Consider the following 24,089-nt stretch of genomic DNA (forward strand, 5'->3'; position numbering starts at 1 on the left):
GGGAGATCAAACCCTGACCTCATTTCCTCCTCTGTTTGTCTAATCCTAATGAGCCGGAGGAAGGGTGTTAGATTGAGCCGCCGGAAAATAGCGATCGCCTCCTGCTAGGTTTCGGAATTTGGTAAACTGAGGATCAAAGAGTAATTTAATGGTTCCAGTCGGCCCGTTACGGTGTTTGGTAATAATCACTTCAGCAATTCCGCGATCAGGTGAATCCGGGTTATAGTAGTCATCTCGGTATAACATAATCACTAAATCGGCGTCTTGTTCAATGGAATTATGAACAACGATATTATTAGCAATAAAATTATGTAAACTAGGAACAGTCAAGTCAAATACTTCTTCTTTCCCTGCTGGTGTGATTGCCACAATTTCATCCCAATATACATCACTGTTAGCAAGCAAGGCTACTGTTTTTGATTTAACAACTTGAGCTAATTTTCCGGTTCGTTCATCTATAAAACCTAACTCAGCATCACTCATCAATTGTAAATTAGAACTCGGTAAACATTTGGGTACAGCAATCGGACAACCACAACTTAACTCATCTAAACGTTGCCAACCGTGAACGGTTAAAAATTGATGATTTCCTGTGGCTTGAATAGTACGACCCAAACGAGTTGTTAATCTAAAAACTGGCTTAGTTCCTGTTGAAAAAGCATTACTAACAATTGCTGTTTCTAGCTTCATGGTTTTTGTATTTAAGGCCGAAACTGAAAAGCCTGATTCCCCTACTAATTCTTTAATTGGTACTTGTAATCCGGTATCTGCTAATGTGATTAAGCTATCACCTGTTAAACAACCAGATTCTCTCAAATCCGACATCATCGGGCGTTTATTCGTGCGAGATTCCACACTCCGACTCAACTGTGAAAGCGCAATCACCGGAACATTTAATTCCCTCGCTAATCCTTTCAGCGATCGCGTAATTCGAGATAATTCTTGTACCCGATTATCGCTCCCGCCCTCCATTAATTGCAAATAATCAATTAAAACCAATCCCATTGCGCCGCCCTGTTCTGCTTGTAAACGGCGTACCTTTGATCGCATTTCTGTTACCGTAATATTAGGGGTATCATCAATAAAAACAGGTAATTCTGATAACGTCCCAATCGCGATTGTTAACGGTTCCCATTCACTCTGACTAATTCGCCCAGAACGTAGGCGATTACTTTCAATTTTTGCCTCACTAGAAAGCAGTCTTTGAACTAACTGTTCCTTCGACATTTCCAAGCTAAAAATCGCCACAGGTAGCTTATGAATTTTAGCAATACTATAGGAAATATTCGTACAAAGTGCCGTTTTTCCCATCGAGGGACGACCGGCAACAATAATCAAATCAGAGCGCTGAAACCCGCCCGTCATCGCATCTAAATCATAAAAATCACAATTTAAACCCGGAAGGGCAACACCTTCGTGACGATCTTCAATATCTTGAAATGTATTAATCAGCGTCTCAGCAATTGAAACTAAATTTTGTTGCGGACGAACTTGAGTAATATTAAAAATCTGTTGTTCTGCTTGATCTAAGACTTCTTCAATATCAACTGCTGTATCATAACCCAAATTAATTGTTTCATGTCCGGCTTGAATCAAATTGCGGCGCATGGCTTTTTCAATCACCAACAAAGCATATTGATCAATATTCACCGCAGAAACAGTTCGATCAACCAGTTGTGCTAGCTTCATTTGTCCGCCCACTTTTTCTAACTGATCGTGATCAGCAAGCCAAGTGGTAACAGTCATTAGATCAGTCGGTTTTCCTTGTAAATGTAAATTTAGCGTTGTGCGATAAATCGCTTGATGGGCTTGAATGGCAAAACAACTCGGATCTAACAATTCAGCAACTCGACTAATCGCTTCGGGATCGAGTAAAATTCCCCCTAAAATCGCCTCCTCTGCTTCAATATTTTGGGGAGATAAGCGATCGCTGGGGAGTTGAAAGTTAGATCGATTTTTCATAGTTAAGGATGAATAAAAATAATCCGTTATCAGTAGTTTCAGACGCTCACAGAGAACGTCTGTTTACAACTTTGCTCTCAGTTTAAGTTTACTCAAAAGAAACTCCGGCGTGATGAGTCGTTATAAATTCATACTGATAACGGCTTATCCTAACTCGGGACAACGTGAACTTCGATTTCTGCTGTAACTTCAGGATGCAGCTTAATTTCTGCCTTATAAAAACCAATGTGATTGATATCGGGTAATGTAATAACACGACGATCAATTTCTTTATTGGTCGCGGCTTGAATCGCTTCTGCAAGTTCGGCCGCTGTTACTGTACCAAAAATCGCTTCATTTTCACCCATCTGTTTAGCAATGGTAAAGCGACCAATGGTTTCCAGAGCGGTTTTGTTCGCTTGCGCTTCTTGTTTATGTTCGATTTGTCGTTGACGTTCTTCTTCCCGACGACGTTCAACCTGTTTGAGGATACCCGCAGTCGCTCGAACTGCTAAACTTTTCGGGAGGAGGTAGTTACGAGCATAACCGGGAGCCACTTCTACTAAGTCCCCATTTCGACCCAGTTTGCTAATGTCCTGTCTGAGGACAACTTGAACACGTTTTGCCATGATCGTTCCTAATAATCTTTTAACCCAAACACTCTATAATAGCGACCTGAGTGATGCGATCGCAAGAGACATGAGAGGAAATTTGATTGAGTAGCCCATCGCCCTACCTAGCAGAAGTCGTAAAGTCAGAAGTTTTTTCTCTCTCCCCGTCTCTCTACCTCCCCATATCCCTATATCTCTACCTCCCGATTTTATGTCAAAAAATATTCATCCGATTCCTCAAGTGAAACAACGATTTCAGCACACCGCACCCACCACCGTTCATCAATGGATTGAAGGTTTGATTCGCTTGGGTTTTGTCGCGAAAGGTAGCATTTATGGAACCATTGGGTTACTGGCCACAATCGCCATATTTGAAAGTAATCAAGAGATTGTAGGGACTCACGGTCTATTGCTAAAAATTGCCGCACAGCCCTGGGGACAACTGCTGATTGGTATTTTAATCATTGGCTTAACGGGTTATGTTTTACGACGATTAATTCAAGCTCTATTTGACCCCAAACATCCGGGTGAATTCAATCTCAAACGTCTGATTCATCGATGTGGCTACTTCATAAGTGGATTAACTTATAGCGGTGTTGTTTATACAGCCAGTCAGTTATTCATGGGTTTAGATGTAGACAATGATGATACGATTGAGGACTTAGCGGCAGAATTATTTGAGCAACCTTTTGGACTGTGGCTGATGATTATCGGCGGAATCGCGACAATAGGTGTGGGATGTTCTTACCTATATGGGGCTTATAGCGGGAGTCATATTCGGGAGTTTAATTCTACTCTCAATCATCAGGTGAAAAGGTGGGCAATTGGTATCGGGAAAGTCGGAATAGCAGCCCGAGGGATTGGTTTTATGATGATTGGTATTTTCTTACTGCAAGCGACGTTTCTGGTTGGATCTGATCCCGCAGGTGGACTCGCCAACGCATTAAAACAACTTCAAAATCAACCTTTTGGCTCGCTGTGGCTAGGCGTGATTGCCTTTGGCTTTATGGCTTATGCTCTCTATATGTTACTGGTCGCCTTGTATAGTCGCGATTGGATTTAAAGTATTTTTCCTGAGTCTGAAACCATTGATCAATTGCAGAATTGAGCAAATATCAAAGATTATTTCAAATCATTAAGATCCCTACAGATTCTCATCTCATCCTTTAGATTGAGCGAAATCCTTCTTCTGAGAGAATCGCCCCTCTAGATGTAACTGATATATTTAGTCTTACTGAATCTCTAAAAACCACGCATGAAGTGTGAGATCTATATTCTAAAGCAGAGTGTAGAGAATATTGACAGACGGAGATTTAGTGAATTTAGTTAAGTAAAGTGGAAAAAATGATTAATATGTTACACAATTCTAAATCAGAAAATCCTAAAAATATTCGTTTAGGAGCGATCGCATTATCCTTGATGGCTGCTACTTTTCTACCCGCTTGTACATCATCAGAAGTCGCAACAACAGATGATACAACCGAAAATATCACCGCAGAAGAAGTTGCAGATGAAACCTCTAATTATGCAGGTCAAACCGTCACCATTCGAGGAGATGTTAATGAAGTTGTGGGTGAGGCATCATTTCTAATGGATGATGAACAACTCTTGGGCGGCGAAGAAATATTAGTGGTCAATGCTTCCGGCGAAGGAATAACTCTTCCAGAAGGAACAGAAAACCAAGTTCAAATTACAGGAGAAGTGCGGAACTTTGTGATCGCAGATCTTGAAACTGAGTACGGTTTGGACTTCGATCCGAATCTCTATGCAGAATATGAACAAAAACCTGCGGTAATTGCTCAGTCTATTGCGTTGTCGCCCGATCCAGGTGACATCACCGCCAACCCCGAAAATTACTATTATCAGCGGATTGCGGTACAAGGAGAGGTTGAAGAAATCAGAAGCACGGGTGTCTTTACCGTTGATGAAGAACAACTTTTTGGGGGTGAAGATTTATTAGTCATTACAGCTAACCCTGATCCTAGAGTGAATGAAGATGAAAGTGTGACCATTGTTGGAACTTTGCGTCCGTTTGTCGAAGCGGAATTTGAGCGTGATTATGATCTGACTTGGGATTTAGACTTCAAACAAGAAATTGAAGCTGAGTATGAGAATAAACCTGTATTTGTCGCTGACGAAATTTATCCTTCCGCCCTCTAATCTAACCCCAGGATGATCTTCACGAAGGATTCATTCCTCCACGAAAATTAACAATAAATACAACAAGACACAGAGAAAATTCTTTGTGTCTTTAGAGTTAGTCTCCTAGTTCTCAAAATAATTAGTTTTCAAAATTTGAATCCTTAAAATTGATCTTTCATTCCTCGCAAACGTGCAAAAGTTTGAACCGGATCTTGACTCTTGACCTTTGACTGGAGAGCCACATCATCCCAACGCATAAACGGATTGGTCAACTTTTCTAATCCAATTGTAGAAGGAACGGTTGCTTGATCTCGACTACGATCCACTTTCACCTGCTCAAAACGGTGTTTTAAATCAGCGTTATTTTCATCAACCGTGAGGGCAAATTTGAGATTTTTTAAGGTATATTCGTGAGCGCACCAAACACGGGTATTATCCGGTAAAGACCGCAATTTCGTTAGAGAACTCACCATTTGTTGCGGTGTCCCCTCAAATAAACGACCACAACCCCCCGCAAACAGAGTATCCCCACAGAATAGTTCTCCGGTTTCACCTTCAGTTTGAGCCGGAAAATAATAAGCGATATGCGCCCGGGTGTGTCCGGGAACAAAAAAGACTTCACCGGAGCGATCGCTAAATTTGACTTGATCGCCTTCGGAGAGAAATACTTGTTGTCCTGGAATGCGATCTTGATCTTCGGCTCCCCCGTAAACTGTAGCTTGAGGGAAATGTTGAAGCAGTTGACGATTTCCCCCGACATGATCGCTATGATGGTGAGTATTGAAAATGGTCACTAACTCAGCATTGAGTTCTCGCAGACGATGAACAACTGGAGCAGCTTCAGCCGGATCAACCACGGCGGCTATATTGTGAGTGGGATCATGTAGTAAAAAAATATAATTGTCTGATAATACGGGTAGTCGCTCAACCTGCATAAAAAATAGTCTCCTGGTTTGATATTTTGAAGTCTCGTGATCGGGGACACTTAGAGTTAAGCATCCAAAATTTCTAAGTTTCGAGTACAATTGCTCTGTTTACTCAATCTTGGCTCAATGATGAGCAACTTCCGATATTGTAGCGAACTCCTCTTAAGGGAATAGCCCAGGAATGGTAACTTATGCGTTGGTTAAATCAAAATCAATCTAATCCGACTCTGACTCAAATGCTAGATCGTATCCTGACATCGGGACAGCTTGATCGCAGTGAGTATCTAAAGCTGATGTCGGTGATCCTTTCAGATAGTCAGATTACTGATGCTCAACGCAATCAGATTAACCGCATTTTTGACTATATTCAAACCAGTCGCTTCACTGTTATTGACTTCTAAAGTGAATGTCCCAGATCCATCCTGATCTTCCGAGTCCCAGTCAATCTCCTAGTCTTGTCTGTGAACCGACAGGTTTATTGGTCATTGGGAACCCGGTCACACAATCTACACCTGATCATCGTAATATTCGACTGTCGTTAGTGATTCCCACTTATTGCGAAAGTGAAAATATTCAGCAAATGATCGCCGGGTTGAGTCAAATGCTGGATCGGGTTCTACGAGATGAGTATGAACTGATTGTTGTTGATGATGATAGCCCGGACTTGACCTGGAAAACGGCAAATGATCTCTGTTGGGTTTATCCCCAGTTGCGGGTGATGCGTCGTCAATATCAACGAGGACTCTCAACGGCGGTGATTCGGGGTTGGCAGGTGGCTAATGGTGAGATTTTAGGGGTGATTGATGCTGATTTGCAACATCCCCCGGAAACACTTCTCCAGCTTTGGGCTGAAATTCACAAAGGCGCTGATTTAGCGGTTGCGAGTCGTCATGTAGACAATGGTGGGGTGAGTGACTGGAGTTTGGGGCGACGGTTTCTGTCTCGGGGGGCGCAGGTTCTCGGACTGGTAATTTTACCGGGGGTTGTCAGTCGGGTGTCTGATCCGATGAGTGGTTATTTTTTGGTGAGACGAGAGGCGATCGCAGAGAAACCTCTGAGTCCGATTGGGTATAAGATTTTAATTGAGGTATTAGCTCAAGGTCATAGTCGCTGGATTGCTGAAGTGGGTTATGTATTTCAAGAACGCCTAGAAGGGGCGAGTAAGGTTACTTGGAAGCAGTATATTGAATATCTACAACACTTGATCCGATTGCGGTTAACTCTATGGCCTGTTAAACGATTTCTGCGGTTTGGAGTCGTGGGGTTAAGCGGGGTGTTTGTGGATCTGACGATGTTTTACCTCTTTCGTCATCTGGGTTTGGGATTGACCTTGAGTGTGATTTTGTCGGGTGAGATTGCAATTGTTAATAATTTTCTCTGGAATGACCGATGGACTTTTGCCGATCTGACCCATCAACAACGGAGTTGGACAAAGGGGTTTAAAAGGTTCTTAAAGTTTAATATCATTTGCTTAACGGGGTTGGTCTTAAATGCAATAATTGTTAATCTACTGTCTCGGGGTTTGGGGATGAATGAATATCTTGCCAAACTGATTGCGATCGCTCTAGTGACGTTCTGGAATTTCTGGGTTAATCTAAAGTTGAGTTGGCGAGTCACGCAAGTGGATAAGTCATATCCAGATTTATGATATTATTCTCGCAGACTCCTCTGTTTTGATCGGTTGTAATGGGAACTTTAGAGATAAGTTTTAGGTGTCGGGTGAAAAGTTTATTATGGTTATGATTCCGGATCAATCTGAAACAAATGTAACTCAAAAATCAATCGCTGTTTTTTATCCCAGTTTTGCTGGAGGAGGGGCTGAATCTGTTGCTTTATGGATCTTAGAAGCACTGAAAAATAAATATGATATCACCTTATTTACTACAGCGAATTTAAACCTCAACTCTCTCAATTCAATGTATGGCACTCAATTATCCGAGCAGCGTGTCAAAATTCGCTATATGTGGCCGGAATCGATTGCACCTACACTAAAATTATTAAGGGCAAATAATGATGAGTTTCGGATGCTATTTGCTCATCTTTTTATTAAATATTTCAAAGAAAATACGTCTGAATATGACTTGGTTTTATCCGCTTATAATGCTGTAGATATGGGTCGTACTGGGATTCAGTATCTTCACTGGATTAAAGTTTTTGATACGGATCGAAAGCTTTATCAAAATATTTCTAAATTTTCCGAGAAACAATTAAAAAGCAACTGGTCAATGTCAAATTCTTACTATGTTGCTGATCGGGTAAAAAAAGAGTATGGAATTGATTCAACAGTTGTGTATCCACCCGTTGTGTTAGATGTGCAGCAGATTCCTTGGGAAGAAAAAGAAAATGCCTTTATTTGTAGCGGTCGATTAACTCAACCCAAACAACCACACAAAGCTATACAAATCCTCAGCCAAGTTCGTAAAAAAGGATTTGATGTTAAGCTATATTTGACAGGCGGTGGCGGCGGAATCTATGGCTGGCAGTATATGCGATTTCTGAAAAAGATGGTTGCTGAAAATAAAGATTGGGTAGAACTTTATGAAAATTTGCCTTATAAAGACTATGTTAATATTGTGCGTCGGTGTCGATATGGAATTCATTGTAAGCGAGAACCGTTTGGCATTTCAATCGCCGAGATGGTGAAAGCAGGTTCGATTCCCTTTGTGAAAAGTCAGGGGGGGCAAGTTGAAATTGTCGGTCAAGAAAATGTCGATTTATTATTTCAAAAGGATAATGATGCTATCGAGAAAATTATTGAGGTTTTAAGTCATCCTGAAAAACAAGAAAAGCTCAGGACAGACCTAGAAAATCGAAAAAAGCTTTTTTCAACTCAAAAGTTTATGGAGGACGTGCAAGCGTTTGTTGAAGGTTACTTTGAATCAAATTGATACTGAATTTTCTGGAAATTTAATATATTTTTGCGAAATTCAGAGTTCGATAGAGAAGGCTTCAATGTGATTAGGAGAATGCAAAATGCAAATTTATTTTTATAGAAGAAGCGAACAACAACCCAATTTCGGAGATGAACTCAATGATTGGTTGTGGGAGAAACTGCTTCCAGGTGTATTTGACGATAATGAAACAACTGCCTTTCTAGGTATTGGAAGTTTACTCAATCATCTCGTCTCCGAACGAGTTCCGAATGCTCGTCAGATAGTCGTTTTCAGTACCGGAGTGGGATATGTGGGCTACAGTGGAGCCAGCTATAAAGAAGGAATGCCAAAAATAGATGATTCTTGGACAATTTATTGTGTTCGCGGCCCATTCTCGGCTTATAAATTAGGTCTTCCTCCCGAATACGCAGTTACAGACGGGGCGGTTTTGGTCAGACGAGTATTTAAACCCACAGAACCCAAACGCTACAAATATAGCTATATGCCCCACTTTACCCAATCGATACATGGGGGACAAAGCTGGAGCGAAGTTTGTCAGCTAGCGGGAGTCAACTACATTGATGCTCGCTGGCCGATCGAGAAAGTTCTCACCCAAATTAGCCAAACCGAAGTTCTGCTCACAGAAGCCTTACACGGTGCGATCATCGCCGATAGTTTGCGAGTCCCTTGGATTTGCATTCAAACGGCTTTAGAAAGGCTGTTACCCTTTAAATGGCAAGATTGGTGTGAGTCGATACAAGTCGCCTACCGACCCTATGGATTAATGGAGTTACGAGATCTAAAGCCTCAACAGGGAATCTGGAAAATTCGGGGCAGTCGAGCGGCAATTATGACATCTCTGACTCACCACCACAACAAACAAAAAACGGCCGAGAAAATGATAGATTTGACTCAGAGAGTGCAACCTAATCTCAGCGATGATGCTCATATTGAGGGACTCACGATTGAGTTGGAGACTCGCCTGGAACGATTTAAGCAGGATGTGCAAGCCGGTAAATTTAGTTAACATCGAGTTGGCATCGGCGGGTCTGCATTGAATCAAAGTAATCAGTGACTAGCGGTAAACTCAAGCTTCTGTCAATCGCTCGTCTACCCAACTAGCCCATCCAAAACCGAGAAAGGAGGATGCGTACTTCGTGAAGATTTCAGTTGTAGTCGGAGATCTCTCTAGCAGCGGTGCAGGGCGATGGGGAGGAGCAGTACGCCCCTTTTTATTATCTCAAGCCCTTCAGCAACTTAACCTTGAGGTAGAAATGGTTGGCTTTGTGCAGAACGAGGATCAGCCAGTCACTACGAATACCCAAATTCCGATTATTTCAGTTCCGAGAAAACACAACTTTTATCCGCAATTCTTCATTTCAGCCCAGCAGTTGCTTCGTCAAATTACAGGCGATATCATTTATGCTTATAAGCCCAAACCCACGAGTTGGGGTTTATCTTTAATCAAAAAATGGCAAACTCATCGTCCGGTAATTTTAGATATTGATGACTGGGAGTTAAGTTGGCATGGAGGAGATCAGTGGAAATATAGCCCCACTTTCAGACAACTAGCCCGAGATGTGCTGAAACCCGATGGAGCGTTAAGACAACCGGATTATCCTTTTTATCTAAAGTGGATGGAGAGTCTAGTCTCAAAAGCAGATGTGATTACCACTCACAACCAATTTCTGCAAAAACGCTTTGGTGGGGTTTATGTGCCGAATGGTAAAGATGTTCACCTTTTTGATCCGGCAAAATACAACCCCCAAGACAGTCGATCACGTTATGGTTTGAGTGAATATCGCATTCTGATGTTTCCCGGCGCGCCCCGACCTTACAAAGGCGTTGAAGATGTTTTAATGGCTTTAGATCGCCTCGATCAACCTGACTTGAGACTTGTTATCGTCGGTGGCAGTCCATACGATAATTACGACCAAGAGTTGACGGATAAATGGGGACGTTGGATCATTAAAATACCCAAGTCACCGTCTACAGAAATGCCAGGAATTGTGGCAGCAGCTCATATTATTGTCATTCCGCAGCGAGATAGTCCTGCGGCTCAAGCTCAATTTCCATTAAAGTTAACCGATGGCATGGCAATGGCTAAACCCATTTTGTCCACGCGAGTGGGAGATATTCCCGAAATTTTAGGAGATACAGGTTACATCGTTGATCCGGAGTCTCCTGAGCAACTAGCTGAAAGTATTCAATCTATCTTCACTCACTGGGAAGAAGCTGAAGCTAAAGGAAAACAAGCCCGACTAAAATGCACAGCCCAGTATAGCTTGGAAGCAATGTCAGCTATCCTATCAGATGTAATTGCCAAAGTCTCAAGTCAATAGAGGCTAGCTCTTACGGTTAAAATGAGAAAATGATTAGAGTTTTTTCTAGATCAAAAAGGATAATCGCTATATGTCACCCAATCTTAGATTTCTTCTTGAATATGCAAAACGCTATCCCCTCAGAATTCTGGTGACGATTATCCTGGGATTTTCCGGAGCAATTTTTAATGGGGTGAGTACAACGCTAATTGTTCCTGTGGTTCTCACCTTCTTAGAACAAGATATCCAACTGACCACAGAAGCTCCCTTAATTAAGGCGATTGTATCACCATTTGATGCCGTACCAGAACAATATCGCTTGGGGGTAATGGCGGGAGCAATTGTACTCGCAATTGTCTTAAAAAATTTGATGACCTATGTGGGAAATTTGACGTCTAATTCTCTGAGCCGAAGTCTCGTCTGCGATCTCAAAGAAGATGGTGTGCGGTTGCTGTTAGATGTCGATATCGACTACCACTCGAAATCACAGCTTGGAGATATAATGAGTCGTCTGTCTAATGAAGTGGCGAGAACTTCATCGGCAATTAGTACGTTAATTCAATTTTTTACCGTTTCAAGTACCCTCTTAATTTATGGAATTATTCTAATTTCTATTTCCTGGGAATTAACTTTGGCTTCTACGATTTTAATTGGATTGGTCACGATCTCAAATCAGTTTTTTATCCGATACTCTAAACGCCTGGGGGAACTACTCAGTGAAGCTTCTCGGGCATATTCAATTGCCATGATTGAGATTTTGAGTGGAATTCGTTTTGTGAAATCAGCAGCAAGTGAGGAGCAGGAATATACTCGTATCAAGAAGTTGATTCGAGATCGGGAGAAAATTGCTTTTAGAAATCAAGTCAATGAATCAGCGATCGCTCCTCTCAACGAAGTCACAAGTATTATTGCTATTCTAGCCATTGTAGCCATTGGTCGGGTATTTTTTGCAGATCGAATTGAAGCTCTTTCTACAATTATTTTAACTTATCTTTTTATTCTCTTTCGCTCTCTTCCCTTACTGACAAATTTGAATGGAGTTCGCAGCAGATTTGCTAATTCTTATGCAGGTGTTGAATTGGTTAAAGACTTCCTAAATCGGAAAAATAAACCGATTATGAGTAATGGAACAATAGCCTACAACGGGATTAAAGAGGGAATTCATTTGCAGAATATTTCCTTCGCTTATCCAGACCATGATACTCTTGTGTTGAAAAATATTGATATTTTTATTCCCCGGGGAACGACATTAGCTTTAGTGGGCGGATCGGGTGCAGGAAAATCAACCTTAGCCGATCTAATTCCTCGATTTTATGACCCAACTCAAGGCAACATTACAATCGATGGGGTTGATCAGCGGCAATTCGATCTCAGAAGCTTGAGAACAGCGATGGGAATTGTGAGTCAAGATACTTTCCTCTTTAATGCCTCAGTTTATAACAACATTGCCTATGTAAAGCCCGATGCGACAGAAGAACAAGTTATTAAAGCTGTAGAACAAGCCAATGCCTACGAGTTTATTATCCAGTTATCTGAGGGATTTGAGACGAAAATAGGCGATCGCGGCGTGCTACTTTCAGGAGGACAACGACAGCGAATTTCGATCGCACGAGCTTTACTCCGAAATCCAGAAATCTTAATCTTGGATGAGGCAACTAGTGCATTGGATACAGTCTCCGAACGATTGGTACAAGAAGCTATCGAAGATCTTAGTCATGATCGGACAACAATTGTAATTGCTCACCGCCTCTCCACTGTACAAAAAGCTGATCAAATCGCAGTATTAGAAAAAGGACAAGTTGTAGAGCTAGGGAGTCATAATGAATTATTGTCAAAAGGAGGTCAATATGCTCGTCTATATTCAATGCAATTTGCGGATGAGGCGGAACGAGATCGAGCCATTATCCGCAGTTCCTATGAAGTCCGATCCCGCTTAAATCCTTTGATTGGCTTTCTTCAGCTACTTGCTGATGATTTGTTGGATGATCCCGATGAACGCTCTGAATTGATCAATGAGTCCTATCGCTCCGCAAGTCATATTCTTGAAAGTTTGGAATTTATAGAAGACAGTGTTAAACTACGAATTGATAGGAAATAGTTTGATTTGAAAAGATTAAGTTTTTTGAAAGAGATTTATACTAAATCTATATTGACTCTCTTTCATAATCTTCAACGTAATTGACTTCGGTGTTTGCACTAATAATCAAAGTCTGTTAATAAATCTTAAAAAAGATGGATGGAATTTGTACACTTGCTAACGACAAAGTTTATGATCAGCTCCTTGCCCTTTTAAATAGTATTGAGGCAAATCATGGAGCTGATATACCCGTTTGTATTTATCCCTACGACGACAATATAGAGCAAATAACGGCTGAAATTGCTCATCGGCCTCAAGTCCAAATTTACAATGATTCTGATTCAATCGAACGATGGGATCAGTTTTTTCGGGATGTTTGGGATGCTCACCCTAACGCTCATCAACGCCGACAAGAACGGGGATTTGTTCCCTATTATAGGTTTGGTCATCATCGCCCTTTTTGTGCCTTTGATGGGCCGTTTGATCGGTTTCTTTACATCGATGCAGACGCTCTACTCATGGCACCTGCTGATCCGATTTTTGAGCAACTCAATCAGAATGACTGGGTTGTTTATGACTTTCAATACAAGGATATCGGTCATGTTTATGATGTCGATTCTGCTCAACTGAATCAATTATTTTCTCCCGAACAGATTCAATCTTCGATCTTTTGTTCAGGGCTTTATGCTTCTAGAAAAGGGATATTTGATTCTGAAAAAACCGATCACTTGCTTAAACAGTTGCGGGAAGGAGAAGCAGAGGTTTTGTATATTTGGGCAGCTGATCAACCAATTCTTAATTATATGGTAATGAGATCCGGTTTAAAAGTCTATAATTTGGCTTTGAATTTACCCCCAGGTGATATTACAGGAAATAGCGTTACTTCTTCTCATTTCCAAGAAAAAGATCATCTTATTTATGATCACGGTAAACGTTTAACCTATCTGCATTATATTGGGATATCTTCTAAAGTTTTTGCGCGAGTTTGTGACGGAGAAAATTTAGATTTTCCCTATCGAGATGTCTTTTTACATTATCGCTATTTACACGAACCCGAAAAACAACCGCAATTTAATTCAAAACCCCAACCGTACAACCAACCCCCCAGCTTCTTCCAACGAGCTTTGAAGAAGTTAAAGTTCACCCGTTAACTGAGGATACTTTTATGATTCGCGGTATTTATATTGTCGCTAATGATCGGGTAATTGAACAGACGATAGCACTTCTCAATAGTGTTCGTTTTTATGACTCAGAAACTCCGATTATTTTGATTCCTTTTGATGAAAATCATCAGCAGGTTGCTGAAGCAATTACTGAGAAATATAATGTTAAAACCTTTGAAGATCTAGAATTTTTAAGTCAACTCTGTAACCGTTTGCATAGTATTTTTGGTCAAGATTTTTTCAATAATCCGAATAAACATCGCAAACAAGCGTGTTGGTTTGGGCCATTCGATGAATTTCTGTATCTTGATACTGATATCGTGGTTTTTGAAAAAATTATTGACAACCTGAACTATTTTAATCATTATGACTTTCTCTGTTGTGACTATCAGCACAAAGGTGGAATTGAAAATGTCTTCACCCCTAAAGTTTTAGAAGATGGAATTTTTACCGAAGATGAATGCAAAGATATCTTTAATAGTGGGCTATGGGCTTCTAAAAAAGGTTTGTTTTCTCTAGAGGATTTATATCAAACTTTTGAGGAATGTTCATCCCATCCCGAATATTTTGACTTTTCCCAAAAAACCACTGATCAACCGATCTTTAATTATCTCATTTTAAAGCGAATTCCTCGACGATTTAATATTGTGAATCGACCCGGAAAAGCACCGGGAAGTTGGGGGGGAAGCCCACATTTTCAACGACAGGGTAATCAACTTTTTGATCCAAAATTGAATCAAACACTGCAATATCTTCACTGGGCGGGAATTAAAATAGAACCCGGATGTCCCTATTGGGATATTTGGGAAGATTACCGCTATCTTGATGAACCCAAACCACCTTCAGTGATAAAAAACGAACCAAAAACAGACTGGAAAGGAAACATCGTCAACAAAATCAAAAAAGTTTTTAAGTCATAGTCTTGTCAGTTTATACCTTTATTCAGGGAAATTTTCGATGAACAAAAAAGTTGTATTTGTTTTAGGCATTGGTCGTTCAGGTTCTACACTACTGAACTATATCTTAGGAAGCCATCCCGACTGCTTTGACTTAAATGAAATTAGTAAACTTCCCGAAATTTATCAGAACCGCCAACGTCATCAAGATTTCTGGGAAGGACCCGGAAAATTTTGGGAAGAAAAGTTTAATCCCGAAGAAATAAAAATGCTGATAGCAGGATTAAGTAATCATCGAATTAATCCTTCTATTCCGTTGAAAATTGAGAGATTGGTTCGAGAAACGGTGGGAAACGATCAGATTCTCAATCCCTATTCATTAATGTTTTCAAAGCTTGATAAACAAGTATTGATAGACTCCTCAAAATATGTAGATTGGGTGTCTAAGAAACTGCAAGCTAAAGAATTTCGTTCGGGACAAATAGACGGCTATTTAATTCATTTAATTCGAGATGGTCGCGCGGTTCTAAACTCTTATCTACGATGGGATAAAAATATGACTGTCGAAGATTTTAGCAAAAGATGGTCTACTTTAATGAAAGAGGATCAAAAGTATTTTGAACAGTTCCCATCCGAACGTAAAATGCTTGTTCGCTATGAAGAACTTGCGAGTGAACCGGAAGCTACAATTCAAAAAATCTGTAAAATGCTAGGGATAGAATTCCAAGCGGAGATGCTCGAATATTGGAAATACGATCATTTAGGAATTACGGGAAACTTTGGGACTCGTTCGCTCATTGCTAAATATAAAGGTCAAGAAACAGAGAGTAAAGTTGAAAAAGTTCATGGTAATTACTACGAGAAACAAGGATTTAAAATCAAGTTAGATTTACGATGGAAAAATGAACTAGACTCTGAAAAAATTGAACAATTTTATAGCTTGACTAATAGTTTGAATAAATCCTATGAATGGGATTAAATATCCTGAAGCAGCACTTTCAAAATAGCCAAATCAGTCAAAGTAAAATAGAAATAGACTTGTCATTAATTTGAATAGACGAAAATGAAAAGTACAAAACAACCTTCTTTCTTTATTGTCGGAGCGCCGAAGTGTGGAACAACAGCAACTTGTAGATATCTAGCTCAACATCCTGAACTGTTTATTCCTCCTCAAAAAGAACTTTATTATTTTGATTTTGATTTACATTCACAGCCCAAATTAGAAAGCTTTGAGCAATATTTAAGCTTTTTTGAACCGGGAAAGGGAAAAATTTGTGGAGAAGGTTCTACGAGTTATCTCAGAAGTCAGGAAGCACCAAAAGCGATTTATGATTTTAATCCTGATGCTAAAATTATTATTATGTTGAGAGAACCTGTTTCCCTACTGTATTCCCTTCATAGTCAACGCTTGTATGATGGAAATGAAACGATTCAAGACTTTAAACAGGTTTTAGCAGCAGAACTCGACAGCGATCATAATGTGATCATTAGAGAACATCGAAATAAAGAATTTTTTACCTATCGAGATGTGGTTAAATTTTCAGAACAGATAGAACGTTATTTTGATCTTTTTGGAAAAGAACAAGTTTTAGTGATTTTTTATGAGGATTTTAATCAAGATACATCAAAAACTTTTCAAGAAATTTTAAATTTTTTAGAAGTTACTCCTGACTTTCAACCGGAATTTGTGCGAGTGAATTCTAATAAAACAGTTAAAAGTAGATTTTTATTAAATTTAGTCAAATATCCACCCTCAAAACTGCTAGAAATTGGTAAATATTTTATTCCTTTACCTCAAGCGACTAGACGAGCCATTTTAGAAGGAATTAAAGAAAAAGTAAAAAGAGCAAATACTCAGTTTAAACCTCGCTCATCTTTAGATCCTGAACTAAAGAAAACGCTTCAAAAAGAATTTACTCCTGAGATCAAACGACTTAGCCAGTTACTTGAACGAGACTTAACGCATTGGTATCAAAGTTAGTTTAAAATTTTAAGTATTTATCATTAACTCATTTCAATTACTTTAACCAAGCAGATAAATCTCGATCCAGATAATCTTGTAACTTCAGAACATCTTCACGGTAGTAGTCTAACAAAACCTGACGTTCTTCAGGAGAAAGGGAAACAGATTGCTTAGATTGGGAGTTTGCAGAAATTAACCAAGAACGAATTTTTTGTCGTTTTTCCTCAGGTAATAATATTCCTAAAGTTGAGCTAAAAACGGTTTTCAAGGGGTTTTGTTTTCGGAGTAAACGATTGATAAAACTATTTTTAGGAATTGATGCAGTTTGATACTTCTGAGATGTGTCGGGTTCAAAATCGGTTGAAACTTCAATAAAGTTGTATATATCTTTCATCATTTTAATTGAATCTTGACATAAATCGTTGTATAAATAAACTCGAAATTGCTCAGTTCCAAAGGTATCTTGAAAACTTTTTATAGATTCATAATATAATCCTTTCTGAAGCTGAAAAGAGGAAGGAGATTGCTGAACTAAAGGGAGAGTTTGTTTACTGTCAATTTCATCTCGTAAGTGCATGAGATAATCTGAAAATGCTCGTTCAACCGGATGACGCAAAATGACAAAAATTTTGGTATTTGGAATATATTTTTGAATCCGAGGGATAGATGTTTGATAATGAAATAAACAATTGACAGAACCATCTCCAATTGCTGATTCATTAGTACATTCTAAGAAGTTCTCAAGGTAATTTTCATAAGAACAGCGCCAAGTCCGTTTTTCATAGTAAGCTTGATTATTAGCAATCTTTTCTGGAGTTAACTCACTCACTAAAAAATTAGGCTCTTTAACAGTTCCTAAACACACCTGGGGATGCTGTTCTAGATACTTATAAACAGAACTTGTTCCGGCTTTTTGGAAACCCGCAATTAATAAAGTAGGTAAAGGCATTTTTAGACAAAGTTGGTTTAACTTTTGCAAGGATTATAATTTTTGATTTTATTATAATTATCAAAAATCATGATAAATAAATTCTGCAATAAAAATTTACGCAGATTATTTTGAGATCAGCTTCTATCGTTTAGAAAAAATCAGGAAAAGGGGATTTAAAATCAATATTTTGCATGAGTTAGCAATCAGCTTTGCTATTACTCTAGCAAGTTTATCCCTTTCCTTAAACCCAAAAGCCCCTCGATATTTTCTTTAAAGAATTTGAGATAAAAACTTCTTCGTGCGTTCCTCTTTTGGATTACTAAAAAAGACTTCAGGAGTGCCTTCTTCCACTAATACCCCATCTGACATTAACACCACTCGATCCGCAACTTCTCGCGCAAATCCCACTTCATGGGTGACACAAACCATCGTCATTCCTTCACTCGCTAGGGTTCGCATTACATCCAAAACTTCTCGCACCATTTCGGGATCTAAAGCAGATGTAGGTTCATCAAATAGCATAATTTTCGGCTGCATCGCTAACGCCCGTGCAATCGCTACCCGTTGCTGTTGACCTCCTGATAACTGTCCGGGAAACTTTTTCGCCTGTTCGAGAATACCAACCCGTTCTAATAATTGTAAAGCAACTTCTTCAGCTTTGGCTTTTGGCCATCGACGCACCCAGATTGGAGCGAGGGTAACATTTTGTAAAATGGTCAGATGGGGAAATAAATTAAACTGCTGAAATACCATCCCCACTTCTCTACGAATTTCTTCAATATTTTTCAAGTCGTGAGAAAGGTTAATCCCATCAATGATAATACTTCCTTGCTGAAATTCTTCTAAAGCGTTGAATGTACGAATAAAAGTTGATTTTCCAGAACCACTTGGCCCCATAATCACAACCACTTCTCCCTGTTTAACACTGAGACTGACTCCACGTAAAACATGGAAATGGTTTCCATACCATTTGTTAACATCTGTCGCGATAATGGCTGCATTATCAATGGGGGAATGGGTTTGAGTTGTGTTTGTAGAAGTTTTTGTCATCTCTAGTTCGGTAGATTTTTTCAAGTTTATTGTTAGTTGTTAATCGGATCAAGGATCTGTCATTGTTTGTCACGAATGATGAACCTCTGACGAATCTCAGTTGTTTGGAAAATATTTCCAGGATTTTGACTCGTCCAATATAGCTCTCTCTTTTTTATTGTATGCGCTGAGCGCGCTTTTTCTGTCTCCTAAATGAATAAACCGAATGATCCGCAGAAAAAAATCACTAACCGCAAGATATTATATAATATAAGAGTAGCCTAACCGAAAATCAAGCAGGAGGCTAATTATGCTAAAACTTATCCCGACCGGAAGCGATCAAGTCGTAGGTTTACACGTTCAGGGAAAAATAGAAACCGCAGATTTGGAAAAAGTGATTCGAGAAATCGAAGACAAGTTAAAACTCCATCCGAAATTAAGAATTTACGCTGAAATTGAAAGTCTCGAAGGAATGTCACCTGAAGCACTTTGGAAAGATCTCAAATTCACTTTTCAACATTTCCGCGACTTTGAACGAGAAGCGGTTGTCTCTGATCAACGGTGGTTAGAAAAATGGAGTAACTTCAGTAATAAACTGTTTTCCAGTATCGAGGTTAAATCTTTTAGTTTTGACCAAAAACAACAAGCTTTAGAATGGGTAAACCTATAAAATTGTAGAAGATAAACGGATGTGTTAGCCCTGTGCAACGCATCTGTTTTCTTTAAAATGAGTGATCAAGTTAGTTAATTTTGGTTGTTAAGTTTTTCACCGTATTCGCCATTTCTTCCGGTTTTCCAGAAAGTGGAAAAAACAAAATACTCTTGACATTAGGATTATTTACTAATTCTTCTAGGCGATCAAATTGTCGCTCACTAATCGAAATTCCATCATTCGCTTCTACATATTTGAGTTCGTCATTAAAGTTTTCTTCTCCATAAACCTGAATAAATACTCGATCAACTCCCCAGGTTTCCCAGTCCGCTGCAAAATATCGTTTCGCCCAATAGGGGTTATGATGACAAATATCAAAACTAACATTAGGATTGGCTGCTTTCATCTCCTTAATTGTATTCTGGACAAAATTGGTTAATTTTAACGTGCGATCAACTTTACCTGGTAACTCCGCATGATATCCTAAATAATCATCCCATTGAACTGCATCAATCGTCGGATATTTTGTGACGAATTCTACAACAATTTTAGTAAAAAAGTCAGCCACTTCAGGAATACCAACATTTAAAACATAATGATCAACTCCCGGATGAGTTCGATCAACTCCAGCAACAATCCAACCTCGTTCAACTGCTAAATCAAACATCGGACTATCTTCGTCTATTTTAATCCCTTTCTCAAAGTAAGCATGAACTTCCATTCCTTGTTTATGGGCTTCATCAATTAACCAATTCAGCCATTGATCTTGAAACTCATTTGGACAACTTTTATAGCCCAGTTTTGCTTGCATAACTTCACTGTTGTACATGGTACAAGCATTACCCCAAACCCCATGAATAATCGTATTAATTCCTTGGGAATGATAATAACGCACCCTTTCACGAATCATTTGTTCACTCGCATTATTTGTAACTTGGTAGCGACTCAAATAAATACCTCGAATCACTTTTTTATTCCACGGTGTTTGAGGGGGTGATGGTGTTACTGTTGGTGTTGTTGGTACATTTTTATGGGCGTTAATTTCAGGATTAGGTATTGGGGGAGAAGGGGTAGGATTTGGCTTTAATGTCTCGGTTTGAGGAGGTGATGGGGTTGGGCTGGGTGTTGGTTTTGGTAAGTCTTGCTGCGGGTTGTTTTTAGAATTAGGAATTGGAGGAAAAGGCAGAGACGTCGGGGTAGATTTGGGCTGTAGTTCCTCAGTTGGAGAAGACTTTAAAAACGGAATATGCGTGTATAAATCATTGGGTAAAAACTGACTAATTTCTATATTTTCTCGCTGCGTAAATAACCAATACCCCCCACCTAAGATCAGGAGAATTACAGAAAAAGGAATACTTCCACATCCACATCCACTTGATTCTTTCTTTGGGCGCGACATAATTTCAGAAATAGTAGGGTGCTTGAGAAGCAATGAAATCAAGATTTTTGTAATTGGAAACGCCTGATAACTTGCTCTCTAACTCTAGTTTAACAGTTTTGATGCTCCTCCCGAATTCTTAACTGTTGTGAGTTAATAGTTGTTTAGTTTTCGCCAATTTTACCCAACTGGGATATTCAGTCATCAATAAATCATAAAGTTGTTGATCGCTAATCGACTCGGGATCTTCTAAACTGAAAAAGTCGGCATTATCAATATAGCGATCACTCATATTATCCAGTTCTTCTAGAAAGATAAAATCACTCACAAACGCTTTAGATAACCAACCGAAGAAACCCTCTCCTTTTACATCTTTTCGCGACTTCCCAATTGCCAGAAATTGCCAGAAAATCGGTTCAAACGAAGACCACTGAATTTGTTGTTTTGTCTCCGCTTCATCCATCGTCGCCCCATCCGTGACAAACATCACATAAACTGGTTCATTAGCTGTACAAGGTTGACTGCAACTTCCCCCTTTTCCCCGGGGAAAATAGAATTTTCTGATTATCTGAATGACTTTTCCATAGTTAGTTCCCCCTTCGAGTGGATATTCTTTCTGTATATCGGCGATAAAGGTTTTGAAGTTATAAATGCTCATTTCACCGACGGTATGAGCTTTCTGTCCAAATAAGAAAATATCAATCGCTCCATTATCATCAAACTGACATCCTAAAGCCAGTATTTTTTCCGCCAACCGTTGAATTTTACCCGATGAATACAGAGAACTCATTGATCCAGAAATATCAAGGCAAAGTGCAACCTTTGCATGATGATTTGTGAGGTTTTTCTTTTCAAGAGAAATCCGTGCTTTTTTGGTTAGATCGATTAGCTTCGGTGCTTCTTTTTCCAGTTTTTCGAGTGAGATAGCCATTGTTAATGCCCTCGTTATTTTATACTGGTCAACGGTTTAAAGCCTTTCTAAATCAATGCTTTGAGGTTTAAGAGGGAACATTCTTTGATTCCATGTTAGAAGCCCCTCTTTGGTGTAATTTTGTTGGCTTAGAAAGTCTCTAAGAAGCGTATTTATCTACAAAGCTTTGTAAGCCTGAGTTGTAGCCTTCTCCTACCGCCTGAAATCTCCACTCACCGTCTTTTTTATAGAGGCGACCAAACTCAATTGCAGTCTCTCGCGAAAAGTCTTCCTCTAGTTCATATCTAATAATTTCTTGGTTTGTGGTTTGGTCATAAATTCTAATAAAAGAATTACGAACTTGTCCAAAGTTTTGTCGTCTTGTTTCTGCTTCATGTATCGTCACAATAAAGATGATTTCCTCAACGGCAGCTTCAACTTGAGTTAAATCAATTTGAATGGTTTCATCATCTCCTGAACCCTCTCCTGTTCGACTATCTCCTTGATGTTTGACCGAACCATCGGGTGATTGTAAGTTGTTGTAGAAAACGAAGTATTTTTCGTTGGGAATTTTCCCATTTTCTCCTAACATAAAGACTGAAGTATCTAAGTCAAACGCTGCACCTGTGTCGGTGGCGTTGATATCCCATCCCAAACCTATCCCGGCTGTTTTTAATCCGGGCGCTTCTTTTGACAGATTAATTCTTTCACCTTTGCTTAGATTTATCGGCATAATCGGATGTTAACTCTACTAACTTCAATTATCTCATAATCGAACGAGCAAATGTCGCAATTATAAATTTTTGTAATCAGACTCTACCTGACTGTTACTGTTCAAGCCAAGCCCGCATTTTTCCAGGGTTTAATAAACCATGAGGATCAACTTGTTTTTTAAACTCCAATTGTTCAAGATTAATCGTTTTCATCCCACCATCTTCTAAAATATAGGTGTGAGGATTAAAAATTAAGATTCCCTTGTCTTCGTGATAGCGAATAATCTCATTTAACCGTTCTTCTGTGGTAAACCGAACGACTTGTAAGGCGGCGGGAAGCATTTGTCCTTGAGTTCTTAAAAACTCTAAATGCAGCATCACTTCATCCCCAAAATAATCATAACAATGTTGGATTAAGTTTAAATCAGGATCAAGTGGAAAGAGGGCTTGCAAATAGGTTAAAGAGGAATCAGCACTGCGAGCGTGTAACGTGGTATGATTCCAAGTATATTCAATAACAGTTGTCCCTTTATTCGCGTCTTTGGATGATTTTTGATAGCAAACTTTACCGTTAAATTCTTGTACTAAATCTTGAAAGGGTTCTAAACTCGGTTCAGCAATGATTAATAATGCACAATGCTTTCCTTCAGGAATGACTTCTCGAAATGCTGCAAAGTAAGAGGGAATAGGCGATGCACAAATACAAATTAATTTCTTGATAATGCCATCAGAGTTTCCTAACGCTTGACCAAACTGTGCTGAACTCATAAAATCATCAAAAACAACAATGAGTTCCGCCCAAGGATAAGCAGGTGCGAGGGGAATTTCTAATTGGGTAATAATGCCATTTGTACCATAAGCATGATTGACTTTCTGCACATCATCTCCTCGCAATTCTAACACACGAGGTTCATCTTCCAATGTCACCACACGCACCGCTTGCAGATTACCGCGATCGCGAAGTTGTCCATAATTAATCGAACCAATTCCCCCACTTCCACCCCCAATAAACCCGCCAATTGTTGCAGTTCTATAGGTGGAAGGAACCATGCGTAATTCCCAACCTTGTTCACGGGCTTGTTTGTCAAAAGCAGCTAATTTAACGCCCGGTTCAACCGCAGTGAGTCCGGGTTTTATCCAGTTGATTTTATTCATTTTGGATAAGTCTAAAACAATTCCACCTTCTAGGGGAACACACTGTCCATAATTTCCGGTTCCTGCTCCTCGAACCGTGAGGGGAATTTGATGTTGAACGCAAATTTTAGCAACTTTTAGGACTTCGGCTTCGTTAACAGGGCGAACAACTAAATCAGCCGTTTTATCCTGTAATAAGGGTTGTAAAATGGGGCTAAAGTGATAATAGTCTTGAGAGAGTTTGCTGAGTTGGCTGCGATCGCGAATTAATTCTAGTCCAGAGAGTTCGCGACAAATTCTATCCCAGTCAATATTTTTAGATGTTGCGGTCATGGTACTTTTTCTATAAAATTTAGATCCTTTCTAATATTTTTACATAATTGTGACCTAAAACTCGAGAGTCGAATTAAATTCTGGGAAATCTCACAA

22 protein-coding genes are annotated in these 24,089 nt (G+C 39.4%); 13 read left to right on the top strand and 9 right to left on the bottom strand.

All coding sequences use genetic code 11. The annotated features are described in order from the left end of the window. Positions 1-45 precede the first annotated feature (45 nt). The gene (gene dnaB, locus L8106_RS01455) at positions 46-1,962 is read right to left on the bottom strand and encodes a replicative DNA helicase (protein ID WP_009782379.1); all 1,917 of its coding nucleotides are present in this window, start codon (positions 1,960-1,962) and stop codon (positions 46-48) included. 149 nt (positions 1,963-2,111) lie between these two features. After that, the gene (gene rplI, locus L8106_RS01460; protein WP_009782380.1) at positions 2,112-2,570 is read right to left on the bottom strand and encodes a 50S ribosomal protein L9; all 459 of its coding nucleotides are present in this window, start codon (positions 2,568-2,570) and stop codon (positions 2,112-2,114) included. Between the two features lie 193 nt (positions 2,571-2,763). Between rplI and L8106_RS01465 the strand changes: the two genes are divergently transcribed. Both L8106_RS01465 and L8106_RS01470 read left to right on the top strand, forming a co-directional pair. Further along, positions 2,764-3,615 carry a DUF1206 domain-containing protein gene (locus L8106_RS01465; protein WP_009782381.1) on the top strand — a complete coding sequence of 284 codons (852 nt, stop codon included), beginning with the start codon at positions 2,764-2,766 and terminating at the stop codon, positions 3,613-3,615. 281 nt (positions 3,616-3,896) lie between these two features. Further along, entirely contained in the window at positions 3,897-4,712 is an 816-nt protein-coding gene (locus L8106_RS01470) for a hypothetical protein (RefSeq protein ID WP_009782382.1), read from the top strand. A 143-nt stretch (positions 4,713-4,855) separates the two neighbouring features. Here L8106_RS01470 and gloB read toward each other — a convergent pair whose 3' ends face one another. After that, complete coding sequence (gene gloB / locus L8106_RS01475; RefSeq protein ID WP_009782383.1) at positions 4,856-5,629, bottom strand: hydroxyacylglutathione hydrolase; 774 nt, start codon at positions 5,627-5,629, stop codon at positions 4,856-4,858. 182 nt (positions 5,630-5,811) lie between these two features. Between gloB and L8106_RS01480 the strand changes: the two genes are divergently transcribed. From L8106_RS01480 to L8106_RS01525, 10 genes are all read left to right on the top strand, one after another. Beyond that, entirely contained in the window at positions 5,812-6,021 is a 210-nt protein-coding gene (locus tag L8106_RS01480; RefSeq protein ID WP_009782384.1) for a hypothetical protein, read from the top strand. Between the two features lie 5 nt (positions 6,022-6,026). Beyond that, the gene (locus L8106_RS01485; protein WP_009782385.1) at positions 6,027-7,268 is read left to right on the top strand and encodes a glycosyltransferase family 2 protein; all 1,242 of its coding nucleotides are present in this window, start codon (positions 6,027-6,029) and stop codon (positions 7,266-7,268) included. Between the two features lie 85 nt (positions 7,269-7,353). Next, the gene (locus L8106_RS01490) at positions 7,354-8,508 is read left to right on the top strand and encodes a glycosyltransferase (RefSeq protein ID WP_009782386.1); all 1,155 of its coding nucleotides are present in this window, start codon (positions 7,354-7,356) and stop codon (positions 8,506-8,508) included. A gap of 85 nt (positions 8,509-8,593) precedes the next feature. Then, positions 8,594-9,520 carry a polysaccharide pyruvyl transferase family protein gene (locus tag L8106_RS01495; RefSeq protein WP_009782387.1) on the top strand — a complete coding sequence of 309 codons (927 nt, stop codon included), beginning with the start codon at positions 8,594-8,596 and terminating at the stop codon, positions 9,518-9,520. Positions 9,521-9,650: 130 nt separating this feature from the next. After that, positions 9,651-10,835 (top strand): glycosyltransferase family 4 protein, encoded by a 1,185-nt coding sequence (locus L8106_RS01500; RefSeq protein ID WP_009782388.1) that lies wholly within the window; start codon positions 9,651-9,653, stop codon positions 10,833-10,835. A gap of 70 nt (positions 10,836-10,905) precedes the next feature. Continuing rightward, positions 10,906-12,912 (top strand): ABC transporter ATP-binding protein, encoded by a 2,007-nt coding sequence (locus L8106_RS01505; protein WP_009782389.1) that lies wholly within the window; start codon positions 10,906-10,908, stop codon positions 12,910-12,912. Positions 12,913-13,046: 134 nt separating this feature from the next. Beyond that, positions 13,047-14,042 (top strand): Npun_R2821/Npun_R2822 family protein, encoded by a 996-nt coding sequence (locus tag L8106_RS01510; RefSeq protein WP_009782390.1) that lies wholly within the window; start codon positions 13,047-13,049, stop codon positions 14,040-14,042. 14 nt (positions 14,043-14,056) lie between these two features. Next, on the top strand, positions 14,057-14,974 hold the full coding sequence (locus tag L8106_RS01515) for an Npun_R2821/Npun_R2822 family protein (protein WP_009782391.1): 918 nt from the start codon (positions 14,057-14,059) through the stop codon (positions 14,972-14,974). Between the two features lie 37 nt (positions 14,975-15,011). Beyond that, entirely contained in the window at positions 15,012-15,929 is a 918-nt protein-coding gene (locus L8106_RS01520) for a sulfotransferase (RefSeq protein ID WP_009782392.1), read from the top strand. An 84-nt stretch (positions 15,930-16,013) separates the two neighbouring features. Next, complete coding sequence (locus L8106_RS01525; RefSeq protein ID WP_009782393.1) at positions 16,014-16,931, top strand: sulfotransferase; 918 nt, start codon at positions 16,014-16,016, stop codon at positions 16,929-16,931. A gap of 37 nt (positions 16,932-16,968) precedes the next feature. Here the strand turns inward: L8106_RS01525 and L8106_RS01530 are convergent, their stop codons facing one another. Next, positions 16,969-17,862, bottom strand: a complete 894-nt coding sequence (locus tag L8106_RS01530; RefSeq protein ID WP_009782394.1) for a sulfotransferase — start codon at positions 17,860-17,862, stop codon at positions 16,969-16,971. Positions 17,863-18,114: 252 nt separating this feature from the next. Then, entirely contained in the window at positions 18,115-18,894 is a 780-nt protein-coding gene (locus L8106_RS01535; protein ID WP_009782395.1) for an amino acid ABC transporter ATP-binding protein, read from the bottom strand. A gap of 289 nt (positions 18,895-19,183) precedes the next feature. Here L8106_RS01535 and L8106_RS01540 point away from each other — a divergent pair, with 289 nt between their 5' ends. Beyond that, entirely contained in the window at positions 19,184-19,543 is a 360-nt protein-coding gene (locus L8106_RS01540; RefSeq protein ID WP_009782396.1) for an STAS/SEC14 domain-containing protein, read from the top strand. 70 nt (positions 19,544-19,613) lie between these two features. Here the strand turns inward: L8106_RS01540 and L8106_RS01545 are convergent, their stop codons facing one another. From L8106_RS01545 to L8106_RS01560, 4 genes are all read right to left on the bottom strand, one after another. Then, complete coding sequence (locus tag L8106_RS01545; RefSeq protein WP_009782397.1) at positions 19,614-20,924, bottom strand: family 10 glycosylhydrolase; 1,311 nt, start codon at positions 20,922-20,924, stop codon at positions 19,614-19,616. Positions 20,925-21,042: 118 nt separating this feature from the next. Then, positions 21,043-21,834, bottom strand: coding sequence for a VWA domain-containing protein (locus L8106_RS01550; protein ID WP_009782398.1), 792 nt, complete (start codon positions 21,832-21,834; stop codon positions 21,043-21,045). A 139-nt stretch (positions 21,835-21,973) separates the two neighbouring features. Next, on the bottom strand, positions 21,974-22,546 hold the full coding sequence (locus tag L8106_RS01555) for a TerD family protein (protein WP_009782399.1): 573 nt from the start codon (positions 22,544-22,546) through the stop codon (positions 21,974-21,976). Between the two features lie 94 nt (positions 22,547-22,640). Further along, a complete protein-coding gene (locus L8106_RS01560; RefSeq protein WP_009782400.1) occupies positions 22,641-23,993 on the bottom strand; it encodes an FAD-binding oxidoreductase in 1,353 nt (450 codons plus the stop codon). Positions 23,994-24,089 lie beyond the last annotated feature (96 nt).

This window comes from Lyngbya sp. PCC 8106, assembly GCF_000169095.1.
Lineage (GTDB): Bacteria > Cyanobacteriota > Cyanobacteriia > Cyanobacteriales > Microcoleaceae > Capilliphycus.